At 42.3% G+C, this 14,410-nt stretch carries 15 protein-coding genes; 12 read left to right on the forward strand and 3 right to left on the reverse strand.

The features are described 5' to 3' along the window. Positions 1–499: 499 nt before the first annotated feature. From FHW89_RS28390 to FHW89_RS28410, 5 genes are all read left to right on the forward strand, one after another. Positions 500–874 carry a methionine-R-sulfoxide reductase gene (locus FHW89_RS28390; protein WP_172338428.1) on the forward strand — a complete coding sequence of 125 codons (375 nt, stop codon included), beginning with the start codon at positions 500–502 and terminating at the stop codon, positions 872–874. Positions 875–1,434: 560 nt separating this feature from the next. Beyond that, a complete protein-coding gene (locus FHW89_RS28395; protein WP_172338429.1) occupies positions 1,435–2,406 on the forward strand; it encodes a ribonucleoside-diphosphate reductase small subunit in 972 nt (323 codons plus the stop codon). A 47-nt stretch (positions 2,407–2,453) separates the two neighbouring features. Beyond that, on the forward strand, positions 2,454–2,819 hold the full coding sequence (locus tag FHW89_RS28400; protein ID WP_172338430.1) for a four helix bundle protein: 366 nt from the start codon (positions 2,454–2,456) through the stop codon (positions 2,817–2,819). A gap of 47 nt (positions 2,820–2,866) precedes the next feature. After that, the gene (locus tag FHW89_RS28405; protein WP_172338431.1) at positions 2,867–5,239 is read left to right on the forward strand and encodes a ribonucleoside-diphosphate reductase subunit alpha; all 2,373 of its coding nucleotides are present in this window, start codon (positions 2,867–2,869) and stop codon (positions 5,237–5,239) included. A 173-nt stretch (positions 5,240–5,412) separates the two neighbouring features. Continuing rightward, entirely contained in the window at positions 5,413–5,619 is a 207-nt protein-coding gene (locus FHW89_RS28410) for a cysteine-rich CWC family protein (RefSeq protein ID WP_172338432.1), read from the forward strand. Between the two features lie 5 nt (positions 5,620–5,624). Here FHW89_RS28410 and FHW89_RS28415 read toward each other — a convergent pair whose 3' ends face one another. Then, positions 5,625–6,251: a hypothetical protein gene (locus FHW89_RS28415; protein ID WP_172338433.1), complete on the reverse strand. Its 627-nt coding sequence runs from the start codon at positions 6,249–6,251 to the stop codon at positions 5,625–5,627. Between the two features lie 439 nt (positions 6,252–6,690). On the opposite strand from FHW89_RS28415, the gene FHW89_RS28420 reads away from it, so the two are divergent. Then, positions 6,691–6,876 carry a hypothetical protein gene (locus FHW89_RS28420; protein ID WP_172338434.1) on the forward strand — a complete coding sequence of 62 codons (186 nt, stop codon included), beginning with the start codon at positions 6,691–6,693 and terminating at the stop codon, positions 6,874–6,876. Between the two features lie 78 nt (positions 6,877–6,954). Here the strand turns inward: FHW89_RS28420 and FHW89_RS28425 are convergent, their stop codons facing one another. Continuing rightward, positions 6,955–8,160: a hypothetical protein gene (locus FHW89_RS28425; protein WP_172338435.1), complete on the reverse strand. Its 1,206-nt coding sequence runs from the start codon at positions 8,158–8,160 to the stop codon at positions 6,955–6,957. Between the two features lie 86 nt (positions 8,161–8,246). Here FHW89_RS28425 and FHW89_RS28430 point away from each other — a divergent pair, with 86 nt between their 5' ends. The 6 genes from FHW89_RS28430 to rpsJ all read left to right on the forward strand — a co-directional run bounded on the left by FHW89_RS28430 (position 8,247) and on the right by rpsJ (position 14,068). Beyond that, positions 8,247–9,527, forward strand: a complete 1,281-nt coding sequence (locus FHW89_RS28430) for a hypothetical protein (protein ID WP_172338436.1) — start codon at positions 8,247–8,249, stop codon at positions 9,525–9,527. A 37-nt stretch (positions 9,528–9,564) separates the two neighbouring features. Next, positions 9,565–10,293 (forward strand): hypothetical protein, encoded by a 729-nt coding sequence (locus FHW89_RS28435; protein WP_172338437.1) that lies wholly within the window; start codon positions 9,565–9,567, stop codon positions 10,291–10,293. Between the two features lie 165 nt (positions 10,294–10,458). Beyond that, complete coding sequence (gene rpsL, locus FHW89_RS28440) at positions 10,459–10,872, forward strand: 30S ribosomal protein S12 (RefSeq protein ID WP_002993550.1); 414 nt, start codon at positions 10,459–10,461, stop codon at positions 10,870–10,872. Between the two features lie 19 nt (positions 10,873–10,891). Then, the gene (rpsG, locus tag FHW89_RS28445; RefSeq protein WP_090462876.1) at positions 10,892–11,359 is read left to right on the forward strand and encodes a 30S ribosomal protein S7; all 468 of its coding nucleotides are present in this window, start codon (positions 10,892–10,894) and stop codon (positions 11,357–11,359) included. A 174-nt stretch (positions 11,360–11,533) separates the two neighbouring features. Continuing rightward, positions 11,534–13,645 carry an elongation factor G gene (gene fusA / locus FHW89_RS28450; RefSeq protein WP_172338438.1) on the forward strand — a complete coding sequence of 704 codons (2,112 nt, stop codon included), beginning with the start codon at positions 11,534–11,536 and terminating at the stop codon, positions 13,643–13,645. 117 nt (positions 13,646–13,762) lie between these two features. Next, the gene (gene rpsJ / locus FHW89_RS28455; RefSeq protein WP_022830652.1) at positions 13,763–14,068 is read left to right on the forward strand and encodes a 30S ribosomal protein S10; all 306 of its coding nucleotides are present in this window, start codon (positions 13,763–13,765) and stop codon (positions 14,066–14,068) included. A gap of 160 nt (positions 14,069–14,228) precedes the next feature. Here the strand turns inward: rpsJ and FHW89_RS28745 are convergent. Further along, a partial coding sequence (locus FHW89_RS28745; protein ID WP_216650714.1) for a hypothetical protein occupies positions 14,229–14,410 on the reverse strand: 182 nt, incomplete at its 5' end.

The following is a 14,410-nucleotide window of genomic DNA, read 5'->3' on the forward strand; positions in this document are numbered from 1 at the left end:
TGAAAACTATACAAGAGCGGCTTAGAAAATGCTTTTGCAAAATAAATTTGGAAATATAAGAAACCTAGAATACCCGGTCTACGCTTCGCTGGACCACCCTCTCTTCGCCTACGGCAGAAAGAGGGTAGGGAAAATATCTTTACTCCGTCTGTCATTTCGAACGAAGAGAGAAATCTTTTACACAGGATAAGTCCCGGCGTAAAAGATCTCTCCTCGTACCTCGTTCGAGATGACATTTTTGTTTTCTCTCTCTCCCTCAAATTTTTTGTCATGCTGAACGAAGTGAAGCATCTATTTTGCTATTTGCATGGTCAATAACAGATCCTTCGCTACGCTCAGGATGACAACTTTTACATTCTCTGTAAATACCCCAGGCCCATGTCAAACCAGTGTAAACAAGGCCTCCCAAGGCAATCTATACCAACAAAATTTCGTATCTTCAAGTAAAGAAAAAGGGATGAGAAATCACGAATTCAGTAATTCACTAAATCAATAATTAATGATGTATAATCAGTTAACACCCGAAGAAGAATGGGTGATATTGCATAAAGGAACCGAAAGACCATTTACCGGTGCTTTGCTGGACAATAAGGCCCAGGGCCTGTATGTTTGCAAACGCTGCGACACACCGTTGTATACCTCCGAATCAAAATTTGAGTCGCACTGCGGCTGGCCAAGTTTTGACGATGAGATACCCGGAGCTGTTAAAAGGGTACCTGATGCCGATGGTCGCAGGGTAGAAATTGTATGTGCCAATTGCAGTGCCCATTTGGGTCATGTGTTTGAGGGGGAATACCTCACACCTAAAAATGTGCGTCATTGTGTTAATTCGGTATCGATGAAATTTGTATTGGCCGATGATATAAAAAAATAATTAAAAAAACTGGAGAGATATCCCGGCGAACGACTGGTTTTGCCGGGATATTTTTTTCAACATTGGGGTATCAGGACCGGGTTTTCAAACAAATTTCGAAATTGGAATTAAGGCTTAGCAAGGGTATTATGTAATTGGCAATAATTGTCGGTGTTAAGTCAACTAATTCTTAATGTTAAATTATCGTTTTCTGCAAATTTTTGGACGACAAATTTTGACCACAATTTTTAACCGACTGGAATCAAGTTCATTAATTTTCCATTTTGTTCACCCAGGGGTACAAAGTGTTAATAACTCGCCCCTTTGTTAAAAACTAACACTAAAATCTTAAGATATCATACCTTAACTTTGTTGAACAAGGTTCGCAAAAAGTATTCAAAAGACAGCCGGATGTATTCCCCATCCAAAATACAAGAACTTAGCTGTCAGTAAGTTACATAATAAAACCTGTGATTGGTCAGACCAAACGCAAACAACCAAATTACCTGATTGAAAAATTGGGGTGGGTTTCGTGTCTGATTGCTTGAAGTAATAAAAAGGAACAATAAAATAGGTATCATATGAAACAGGAAGATGAAATATTACTCAAAGAAAACAAGGACAGGTTTGTAATTCTGCCGATTAAATATCCTGCCATTTGGGAAATGTACAAGAAAGCCGAAGCCAGCTTTTGGACGGCCGAGGAGATCGACCTTTCGGACGATATGAAACATTGGGAAAACCTGAATGAGGGCGAGAAACATTTCATCTCACACATCCTGGCGTTCTTCGCTGCGAGCGATGGTATCGTGAACGAAAACCTGGCCGTAAACTTTATGAGCGAGGTGCAGTTGCCCGAAGCCCGTTGTTTTTACGGTTTCCAGATCATGATGGAGAACATCCACTCCGAAACCTATGCCCTGCTTATTGATACATATATAAAAGACCCGGCCGAAAAAGACCGCCTTTTCCACGCCATTGATACCGTGCCGTGTGTAGGTAAAAAGGCCGAGTGGGCCCTGCGCTGGATAAACAACGGCAACTTTGCCGAGCGCCTGGTAGCATTTGCCGCTGTTGAGGGCATTTTCTTTTCGGGCAGCTTCTGCTCTATATTCTGGCTTAAAAAACGCGGTCTGATGCCGGGCTTAACTTTCAGTAATGAATTGATATCGCGCGATGAAGGTTCACACTGTGAATTTGCCTGCCTGTTATACAAAATGCTGAAAACCCGCTTAAGTGCCGAAGCGGTAACTAAGATCATTACCGACGCGGTAGAAATAGAAAAAGAATTTGTGACCGATGCCCTGCCGGTAAACCTGATTGGTATGAACGCCAAAATGATGAGCCAGTATATTGAGTTTGTGGCCGACAGATGGTTGGGCGAGTTGGGTTACGAAAAACATTATAACGCCACCAACCCATTCGACTTTATGGAGATGATCTCGCTGCAAGGCAAAACCAACTTTTTCGAAAAACGCGTAGGCGACTATCAAAAAAGCGGCGTCATGAACAATGCCGAAAGCAAAGCGTTTTCGTTGGACGAGGACTTTTAGGCAGTGAGTAGTGAGTTGGCAGTGGTGAATTATTAATATTCGCAAGCATGTTTTTACAATTAGGGCATACAAAACTAGATGCATATGCTATTACCAGAGAGTTTGTAAAAGAATGTTATATAGCTGTAAGTCAATTCCCTCACGAAGAAAAATTTAATTTAACACAACAAATAAAACGGGCTGCCCTTTCTGTCCACTTAAATCTGGCAGAAGGAAGCTCAAGAAAATCTGATACTGAAAGAAAAAGATACTATGAGATATCCAGAGGATCAATTATCGAAGTCGACGCTGCATTTGATGTAGCTTCAGATCTGGGATATTGTTCAGCTGAAAGTTTAGGCACACTTGGCGAGATACTTGTTATGTGTTTTAAATATCTAAGCGCTCTTATTAATTCGATCAAAATCAGTTAACAAAATGACAATTAACATTAACTACTCACCATTCACAACTCACTAATATGCTTGTAGTAAAAAGAGACGGTAGAAAAGAGTCGGTAAAATTCGACAAGATCACAGCACGTATAGAAAAACTGTGCTATGGGTTCAATCTGGTTGACCCCATTGATGTGGCCAAAAAAGTAATTGAAGGTTTGTTTGACGGGGTTACCACATCTGAGCTGGATAACCTGGCTGCGGAAACAGCGGCATCGTTAACCACCAAGCATCCCGATTATGCTTTGCTGGCTTCGCGTATAGCGGTATCCAACCTGCATAAAAACACCATCAAGTCGTTCTCTGAAACCATGCGTTTACTGCATGAATATATCGATCCAAAAACCGGCAAAGAAGCATCCCTGATTGCTGATGATGTATGGGACGTGATTGAAGCCAACGCCGAGTTACTGGATAGCACCATCATTTACGACCGCGACTTTGGTTTTGATTATTTCGGCTTTAAAACCCTGGAAAAATCATACCTGTTAAAGATCAACGGTAAAATTGCTGAACGCCCGCAACACCTGTTTATGCGTGTATCGGTAGGCATCCACAAAGCCGATATTGAAAGCGCTATTAAAACCTACCATTTAATGAGCGAGCGCTGGTTTACCCACGCTACTCCTACCCTTTTCAATGCAGGTACACCAAAACCACAAATGTCGTCATGCTTCCTGTTAACTATGAAAGATGACAGCATTGACGGTATCTACGATACTTTAAAACAAACCGCCAAAATTTCGCAAAGCGCCGGTGGTATCGGTTTAAGCATCCACAATGTAAGGGCTACAGGTTCGTACATCAGCGGCACCAATGGTACCAGCAATGGTATCATCCCGATGCTGCGTGTGTTTAATGATACTGCCCGTTATGTTGATCAGGGTGGTGGCAAACGTAAAGGCGCGTTCGCTATTTATTTAGAGCCATGGCATGCCGATATATTTGAATTCCTTGACCTACGTAAAAACCACGGTAAGGAAGAAATGCGTGCCCGCGACTTGTTCTACGCACTTTGGGTATCTGACCTGTTTATGCAGCGTGTAGAAGCCAATGAGGACTGGAGCTTATTCTGCCCGCACGAAGCACCAGGCCTGGCCGATTGCTTTGGCGATGAGTTTGTTGCCCTGTATACCCAATACGAAAAAGAAGGTCGTGCACGTAAAGTGATCAAAGCACAGGAATTGTGGTTTGCCGTACTGGATGCCCAGGTTGAAACCGGTACACCATACTTGTTATATAAAGATGCTGCTAACGCAAAATCAAACCAGCAAAATTTAGGTACCATCAAAAGCTCAAACTTGTGTACCGAAATTATGGAGTATACCGATGCCAATGAGATAGCCGTTTGTAACCTGGCTTCATTAGCATTGCCACGCTATATTATCAATGGCGAGTTTGATCACCAAAAACTGTACGAAGTAACCTACCAGGCTACTTTGAACCTGAACCGCATCATCGACGGTAATTACTACCCTGTTGCCGAAGCAGAATACTCTAACTTGCGTCACCGCCCTATTGGTTTAGGTGTGCAAGGTTTGGCCGATACTTTTATACAGCTGCGCATGCCGTTTGAAAGCGACGAAGCCAAACAGTTGAACAAAGAGATCTTCGAAACTATTTACTTCGCTGCCATGACAGCTTCAAAAGACCTGGCTATTGCCGAAGGTCCGTATGAAACTTTCAAGGGTTCACCGTTGTCAAAAGGTAAATTCCAGTTTGATCTGTGGAATGTAGAACCTGCCAGCACCCGTTGGGATTGGAAAACCCTGCGTAAAGATGTGATGAAAAATGGTGTACGTAACTCTTTATTAGTTGCGCCAATGCCAACCGCGTCAACCTCACAAATATTGGGTAACAACGAGTGTTTTGAACCATATACCTCCAACATTTACACCCGTCGTGTACTGAGCGGTGAGTTCATCGTGGTAAACAAATATTTGCTGCGCGATCTGGTTAACCTTGGTTTATGGAGCCCGGCCATGAAAGATAAGATCATCAGCGCCAACGGATCTATCCAGGATATTGCCGAAATACCTGCCGATATCAAAGAACTGTACAAAACCGTTTGGGAGATCAAGATGCGTAACATCATTGATATGGCTGCTGATAGGGGTGCTTATGTTTGCCAGTCGCAATCATTAAACCTGTTCATCAACTCGCCAAACGCGTCGAAACTGACTTCAATGCACTTCTACGCATGGAAAAAAGGCTTAAAAACCGGTATGTATTACCTGCGTACACAAGCGGCATCACAAGCAGTTAAATTCACTGTGGAAAATCAGGGCGGTTCAAACATGGAGCCTGTAATACCAGAAGTGGTTGAGCAAATTGCCGACAATGTACCAGAAGGCCCAAGCTGCTCAATGGAAGAAGGTTGCGTAACCTGCTCTGCATAAGTTTTAATTAGTCGATAGACGATAGTCCATGGACCATAGCTGCAAAAGCTATAGTTCATGGACTTTTTTCATTAATGACATTAGGGTTTTATTAATCATTTCAACTTTAGCTACTTTTGCTAAATAAAGTAATCTATGGTCTATCGACTATGGACCATGGACTTTTAAAAACAATGACCAAACACGAGATCATCCGTTGCGAACGCTGCGAGGCACCTTTTGAATGTAAAGCCAATTCATTCAGCAAGTGCCAGTGCAGTACCGTGCAGCTCAGCCTCAACGAGGTGCAGTACGTAAGCGAAATGTATGATGGATGCCTGTGCGCCAACTGCCTGCTCATCGTTCAGCAGGAATATAGAGAGAGCATGGGCTTGGTGTAGAGAAATTATTGAGCCTCCCATCCAGAGGGCGTTTTTTTATAAAAAAGTTTTTTTTCACGGCCCGTCCCGCACCATTCAAAGTTTTCCAACCATTCTGTTAATACAAGCATCTTGGTATTTGCGTTATATTGGGGATAAGAAATACACATATAACCATAACCAAACTTTTTATGCCATTCGGTTATATGATCTATTGTATGGAATTTTATGGTGTCCGTAATCACCTGGGTTTTTATTAATCTTTTACTATCCCATTGATGAGCACTATCGTTTTTTAAAAGAGGTGGTGGAGCCGGAACAACGGGGGATTGTTTTCCGATAGTATCGCCGACAAATTCAGCCTCAATAACAGCCTTTACCTGTTCAAACCTTTCCTTAAAATTGGTTCCTATTAAGGGATGTATAGCGATCTTCCGCTTTGTGAGCAGAGTATCCAGACGCGGCAGATAATAATTATTGATAAAAGCATAGGCATCCTGCTCATTCAATGGCTTGAAATCGGCCTTCTTTCTTAATTTTTCGATGGTATCTTTTAACTTATCTTCTCTTGACTTGCCGGAATTGCCACAGCCAGTTAAAATCACAACCCATGTGAGTACCCACCAAAAACTTCGAAACCAGATGATTCTCATTACACAATAATACAAGAATTAATCCTTTTCATTTTTATCCAGTCATATAGTTATACATCTTTAATAAGATGGGCAAAACTTTAAATACGATCATCATGAAAAAGAGATTTTTTGCATATATGTTAGCATTAACAGCAATAGTATCCGTAACCTCGGGTTGCGTGGTACGTGAAGGGGGATATGGGTATCATCACAGATATCATGACGGTTACCATTACCATGGTTATTAATGGTTAAAGTTTAAGTGAGTTAAGTTTTGATAAATGATGAAAGAGCGGTGCGTGAGTGTTACCGCTCTTTTTTTGTTGCTAATTGTTCATAATGATGGGTATGTCATCGCAATACCATTCCTCCACGCCTGTATTAATCCTTTTCATTTTACCGCAGTCAAACCTGTATAATGCCTGTTAGTTAGACAGCCACATTAATAGTTATCACCATGAAAAAGAGATTGTTTGCATATATGTTAGCGTTAACAGCCATCGTATCAGTAACCTCAGGTTGCATGGTACGTGAAGGATACGGAAACCGCAGGTACCATCATGATAGGTACCACAATGGCTATGGTTATGACAACGGTTATAACCGCGGTGATCATTACCATGACAGCACGCATGGTTATTAATAAAGTGCTAATTGAGTTTGTTTTGATAAATGATGAAAGAGCGGTGCGTGAGTGTTACCGCTCTTTTTTTGTTTTTGATCATTGCTGCAAAATCGTAATATCATCCGTGTTTTGCATGCGGGCAACAATGCCCCAGCCATAAAAATAGTTGGATACCCCAATGATCAGTTCATTGTCGCCGGCTTTGAGCGGAATGTCAAACGACGAGTTGGCAATATCCAACCGCCCGGCGGGATATTTCATGATGGGTCGCCCAAATTCATTCTTATCTACATAGAGTAAACCCCGGTTAATAAACACATACACCTCATCGCTAAAGCCCAGCTGAATTTTGGCTATTTGATCTTTAGTAGAGTGGATGTTAGTTTTAAGCCATACATACCGGTTTTTACTCTGAACACCGCCGCCCCTGTTTTCCATCCCTCCGTATACCCGGCTTAGGTTAATCAGTCCCCTTCGCTCGGCTTGTATGGGTTTCCATTTGGAGGTATCTGTGGGCAGGTCTTTAACCATGAGTTCCCGCCCATCTTCCAGGAACTGCGAGGCGGATACATCCCATCGGCGGATATAATTGATATCATGATTGGTAAGGTCCATGCCTTCTTCCGGCGATAGACCTTCCGTTTCATTGGGTTTTACAATAAGATTGGCGAAGTAGCCTGGCCCGTCAAAGGCAATTGTCCCGGTGCGGCTCTCCCCTTCCAGTCGCGGAATTTGTAATACCGGGCGTTCCATGTTATTCAGATACACCTTCATTTGCAGGCCCGATATCACCAGTTTAAAGTGATTCCAGTCGTCGTTACGAATAGGCGCCGGTCCCTGGAAATGGCCATATAAATCCCACATATTTATACCATGCAATATGGGTGCGTACTGTATAGCGGTATTACGCTGCTGACTTTCATCGGGCTGGGTGCGTAAATAAACAATTTCGGTTTCGCTGGGGCTTTGCTGCCTGAAGTACACACTCATGAATGCCGGCTTACTGCCATCAATAGGTTGCGTATCAAACTCAATCGTACCATTGGTAAAGCTAAAATCTTTTAATATCACCTGGTTACTGGCACCCTTGCCCCGCACTATTTTCATGGCTTTTGCATTTTTGTAGGTCAAAAATTCCGCATGCTGCTTAGAAGTGTCCCAGCGGCTCGCTTCAAAAGGAATAGCTATCACTTTTCCCTTGCCGGTTTTTACCTGGGCCATACCCATGGTACTGAACAGGAACAGGCATAGCATACTTGTAATTAATGGTTTAATTTTGTGTTGGTTAAGTTTATTTTTCATCTTTATGGATATTTTAGCTAAAGGTGAAATTGTATTACTGTAAACCCATATTCAAGTACATTCAATCCCGTTCACGGTCATAAATCATGCAGGAAGAGGCTCTATATATCCATACCTGGTGCAAAACAGTTGAGCGATCGCTGGATTGGGGCGAAAGCTCGTCCTGGAGCGATCATGATTTTGAGAAACTGGGCGAGTTAATATTTCAGAAAACCGGTACGCTGCTGAGCATCACCACCCTCAAGCGTATCTGGGGAAGGGTTAAATACAACAGCTCGCCCACCACAGCCACCTTAAATACCATGGCACGCTACGCCGGGGCCGATGATTGGCGCGGCTACAAGAAAAATATAGCAGCCGAAAAAAGATCTTGTCTCCCTACTCCATCACCACAAAAAGGCATCAAACAAAAAGGATACATTATGGCTGCCATGGCCATGGCATTGGTTGTGGTGGTATTAGGCATATTGGCCGCCCGCAATTTAACTCCGCCAAAAGCTGTAAAACCCAACCTCAACGGGCCGGTTAAATTTTCGAGCCGGAAAGTGACCGACGGTTTGCCCAATTCTGTGGTGTTTGATTATGACGCGTCGGCATTAAATATAGATAGCGTAACCCTGCAGCAAAGCTGGGATCCATCGCGGACAGAAAGAATCCCTACAAGCGGCAGGCAGCATACCTCCATCTATTACTATCCCGGTTATTTCACGGCAAAGCTGATCGCCAACGGCCGGATAAAAAAAGAAAATCCGGTGTTTATTAAAACGCACGGGTGGACAGGTATTATCCGCCGAAACAACAACCCGGTTTACCTAACCGATAATGATATCCACCAACCCGGCGGCATGGGCCTGGATAGTAAAACCCTGGCCTTAAAATTATCATCGCCGGTATTTAATGGCCAATGGCTCAGTTTTTATAATGTACGTGAATTTGACGGACTTGATGGCGGCAACTTCACTTTCGAAACTACGTTGCGTAATACATCGGGCGTGGATGAATCATCCTGCCGCAAAATGATCCTATATATTTTAGGCAAACAAAATGCCATTGTTATTCCACTGGCGGATAAAGGCTGTATTTCGGACCTCAACATATTCACCTCATCCGACTGGGTATCTGGCAAAAGTAACGACCTGAGCGCTTTTGGCTGCGATTTCAGCCAATTCCAAAAACTCAAATGCGAGGTTAAGGACATGACATTAAGCGTTTACCTGAACAACAACCTCATATTTACAAAACCCATCACCCAAACCATTATGCAAATAGCCGGTATCTGTATCGCCTTTGAAGGCTCGGGCGAGATAAAGTATGTGAAACTGGGGAATAAGGGTAAGATAGTGCTGGATGATAAGTTTGGAAAATGATACTCCGTTTTAGTTATAAACTGTGAATTAAATTAATATGATCCGCTATTTTCCTTTAGATAATCCCTATAATAAATTATACGCAGAAATAGGCGAAACCATCAAGCAGTATTATCCTATTGGAGTAACGCCCGATGATCCCGAATATAATGCGCATCCTGGGATGAAAAAAATCATGGCCATTATGGAGGAGAATGCTACCCAAAATAAAAAATTTAACAAACCATGGGCTGATTTTCTAAAAAAACTGCGAAGCGGATCAAAAAGCAAGATACACAACTGTAGCTATGTGCATGATGTATCTTTTAGCGGTGAGCTCACCCTTGAACGCTACCAGGATGATGCATTGCTGAGGATAAAAATGATCCGGTTTTCCGTTAGCTTAATTGCCCCCTACTTTACTATATACGGCGTCGATGAAACTGTTATAAAAGAAAAGGCAGATGAATTAGCTTACGGTTACCGTGCCATTAATGTAATCACAGAATCGCCATACATGGAATTTGGAACCGATTTTAATTATTTACAAAAGGAAATCGAGGCGCAATTTGTAGATTACAGTTTTGTTCCGATCAGAACAAGCCTGCTTTATGTGAAGGGTTTGCATACACCATATTTTGGGCCCGATGAATGTAAATTACATAATGCGCTGTTCAATGGTTATTTTGATTTTGCACCTGTCATATTTTTCCGCGGCGAAATGTATTATGGCAGCGGCCCCAGTAATATTACTGTTGAGTTGCTCCCTCCACCACCAATAGCTTAATTAGCAAATAATTCCGCCTAAAAATCCCGCTCTCGCACCTCGCACCCGCACCCAATCAAGCCATTACAAAAACTTTTTTACACAACCGCTTGAAAATCAAAAAATAAGTCCGTACTTTTGCAGTCCTTAAAATAAGGATAAAACTGTAAATACAAAAAAGGAAAAATGCCTACTATTCAGCAATTAGTTAGAAAAGGTAGAGTAGCTCTGGTTGACAAGAGTAAGTCACCAGCGTTGGACAGCTGTCCACAGCGAAGAGGCGTATGCACCCGTGTGTATACCACTACCCCTAAGAAACCAAACTCAGCAATGCGTAAAGTTGCCCGTGTGCGCTTAACCAACGGTAAAGAAGTAAATGCTTACATCCCTGGTGAAGGTCACAACTTGCAAGAGCACTCAATCGTGTTGATCCGCGGTGGTCGTGTTAAGGATTTACCAGGTGTACGTTACCACATCATCCGTGGTGCGTTAGATACATCAGGTGTAGCCGGTCGTAACCAACGTCGTTCTAAATATGGTACTAAACGCCCTAAACCAGGTCAAGCTGCTGCAGCCCCTGCAAAAGGTAAAAAGAAATAATTAAGGAGGATAGATAGCAATGAGAAAGTCAAAACCAAAAAAGAGAATTATCCTTCCTGATCCAAGGTTCAATGATACCCTGGTAACAAGGTTTGTAAATAACATGATGTATGATGGTAAAAAATCTACCGCGTACTCAATATTCTACAACGCAGTTGACATCGTTGAGAAAAAAACAAGCGAAAACGGTTTAGAGACCTGGAAAAAGGCTTTAAACAATGTAATGCCTGCTGTTGAAGTAAAAAGCCGCCGTGTAGGTGGTGCTAACTTCCAGGTACCAACCGAAGTTCGTCCGGAGCGTAAAATTGCTTTGGGTATGAAATGGTTGATCAGCTATGCCCGTCGTCGTGGTGAAAAAACCATGATGGAGAAATTAGCCGGTGAGATCATCTCAGCAGCTAAAGGTGAAGGTGCAGCAGTGAAGAAAAAAGAAGATACGCATAAAATGGCCGAGGCCAACAAAGCGTTCTCACACTTTAGGTTTTAATTATTGAATTAGTGAATTAGTGAATTATTGATTACGTAACATTATGCTAATCGGTAATTCACAAATTCGCAATTCCTTAAACAAAATTTACTGAATAACAGAATCAGTGATTTGAAATTTTAAAAAGTAATTTTTCACTCACTAATTCACTAATTCAATAACTCAATAATTAACATGTCAAGAGATCTAAGATATACAAGAAACATAGGTATTGCCGCCCACATTGATGCCGGTAAAACCACCACAACCGAACGTATCCTTTATTACGCTGGTGTTAGCCACAAAATTGGTGAAGTGCACGAAGGTGCTGCTACCATGGACTGGATGGCACAGGAGCAGGAACGTGGTATCACTATCACTTCTGCTGCTACAACCGTAAATTGGAAATACAGAGGCCATAACTATCACATGAACATCATTGATACTCCGGGACACGTGGATTTTACCGTAGAGGTAAACCGCTCCCTGCGTGTATTAGATGGTTTGGTTTTCCTTTTTAGCGCGGTTGATGGTGTTGAGCCACAATCTGAAACTAACTGGAGGCTTGCTAACAACTATAACGTTGCCCGTATCGGTTTCGTTAATAAGATGGACCGTTCTGGTGCCGACTTCTTAAACGTTGTTAAACAAGTTAAAAGCATGTTAGGCAGCAACGCCGTTCCGCTTCAATTACCTATTGGTGCCGAAGAGAACTTTAAAGGTGTGGTTGACTTAATTAACTGGAGAGGTATCGTTTGGAATGAGCATGATAAGGGTATGACCTTTACCGAAGTGCCTATCCCTGAGGATATGATCGAAGAAGCAACCGAGTGGAGAGAGAAATTACTGGAATCAGTAGCTGAGTATGACGAAAGCCTGATGGAAAAATTCTTTGACGCTCCTGAAACCATCACTGAACGCGAAGTGCTTGACGCTTTACGTAAAGCGGTTTTAGATGCTAAGATTGTTCCTATGGTTTGCGGTTCATCTTTCAAAAACAAAGGTGTACAAACCATGCTTGACTATGTGATGGAATTATTGCCTTCACCAATGGACGTAGAAGGTATCATCGGTACTAACCCTGATACTGGCGAAGAGATATTACGTAAACCAGATGTTAAAGAGCCATTTGCAGCTTTAGCATTTAAAATCGCGACTGACCCATTCGTAGGCCGTTTGTGCTTTATCCGTGTTTACTCTGGTAACCTGGAAGCTGGTTCATACGTACATAACATGCGTTCTGACAACAAAGAGCGTATCAGCCGTATATTCCAAATGCACGCTAACAAGCAAAACCCTATCCCTAACGTAGGTGCAGGTGATATTGCTGCGGTAGTAGGCTTTAAGGATATCAAAACTGGCGATACTCTTTGCGACGAGAAACACCCGATCATTCTGGAGTCAATGAACTTCCCAGAGCCGGTTATCGGTTTAGCTATTGAGCCTAAAACTCAGGCCGACGTAGATAAATTAGGTATGGCTCTTGGTAAATTAGCCGAAGAGGATCCAACCTTCCGTGTAAACTCTGACGAAGAAACCGGCCAAACTGTAATTTCAGGTATGGGCGAGCTTCACTTGGATATCATCATGGACCGTTTAAAACGTGAGTTTAAAGTAGAGGTTAACCAGGGTGCTCCGCAAGTAGCTTACAAAGAATCTATCACAGGTACTATCCAACACCGCGAAACATACAAGAAACAAACCGGTGGTCGTGGTAAATTTGCAGATATACAGGTTATCCTTTCTCCAAATGACGAAGGTAAAGAAGGTTTACAGTTTGTGAACGAAATTAGCGGTGGTTCAATCCCTCGTGAGTTTATCCCATCTGTTCAAAAAGGCTTTGAGGCTTCCATGGTAAACGGTGTATTAGCCGGCTATCCATTAACCAGCTTAAAAGTTCGTTTAATTGATGGTTCGTTCCACGCTGTCGATTCGGATGCTTTATCATTTGAGTTAGCTGCTAAAATGGCTTACCGTGAGGCATTGCCAAAATGTAAACCAGTATTGCTTGAGCCGATCATGAAAATCGAGATCTTAACCCCTGAAGAAAACATGGGTGATGTTATCGGTGACATGAACCGTCGTCGTGGCCAACTGTTAGGTATGGATTCACGTGCAGGTGCACAGGTTATTAAAGCTACTGTGCCACTTTCTGAAATGTTTGGTTATGTAACCCAGTTACGTACCATTACTTCAGGCCGTGCTACTTCAACCATGGAGTTTGATCACTATGCTGAAGCGCCACGTAACGTACAGGATGAAGTAGTAGCCAAAGCAAAAGGCAAAAAAGCTGCTCAAAACGCGTAATTAAATCTTTGATTACACCGATCTTTTTGTGATTTCACAGATGATCAGTGTAATCTTACAATAAATCACAGTTACTCTAATAAATAGCTCTTAGGGTAGCTAAAAACAAAAAACAAAATGAGCCAAAGAATCAGGATCAAATTAAAATCTTACGATTACAACCTGGTAGACAAATCTGCCGAGAAGATCGTAAAAACAGTAAAGCCAACTGGCGCTGTAGTTAGCGGACCACTTCCTTTACCAACCGAAAAGAAAATTTTCACCGTATTACGTTCACCACACGTAAACAAAAAAGCACGTGAGCAATTTCAATTATGCTCATACAAGCGCTTATTAGATATTTACAGCTCTAACTCAAAAACTGTAGATGCCCTGATGAAGCTTGAATTGCCAAGCGGTGTTGAAGTTGAGATCAAAGTTTGATAGACGACCGGCCCACTGAAAGGTGTGGGACAACATAAAAAAGCGCCATCCGAAATCGGATGGCGTTTTTTTTATAATGCTTTTACCATTTGTCATCCTGAGGAACGAAGGATCTATTTGTGCACTTTGCCTCGCCAATGTTGGTGTTGTCACCAACATTCTACTGCTTGGTCGACCATAATAAGTTGTTGGTGACAACACCAACAACGGCGCGGAGTGACTCTGCCAATTGGGGATTGCTTCGTACCTCGCAATTGTAAAGGTCAACTAATTCGGTAACAGAATTAGCTTTAAAGAATAAAGCTAAAACGTTATGCGCAACATAAATAATGACCTGACATT

It is taken from the genome of Mucilaginibacter sp. SG564 (assembly GCF_013149275.1).
In the GTDB taxonomy this organism is placed as follows: domain Bacteria; phylum Bacteroidota; class Bacteroidia; order Sphingobacteriales; family Sphingobacteriaceae; genus Mucilaginibacter.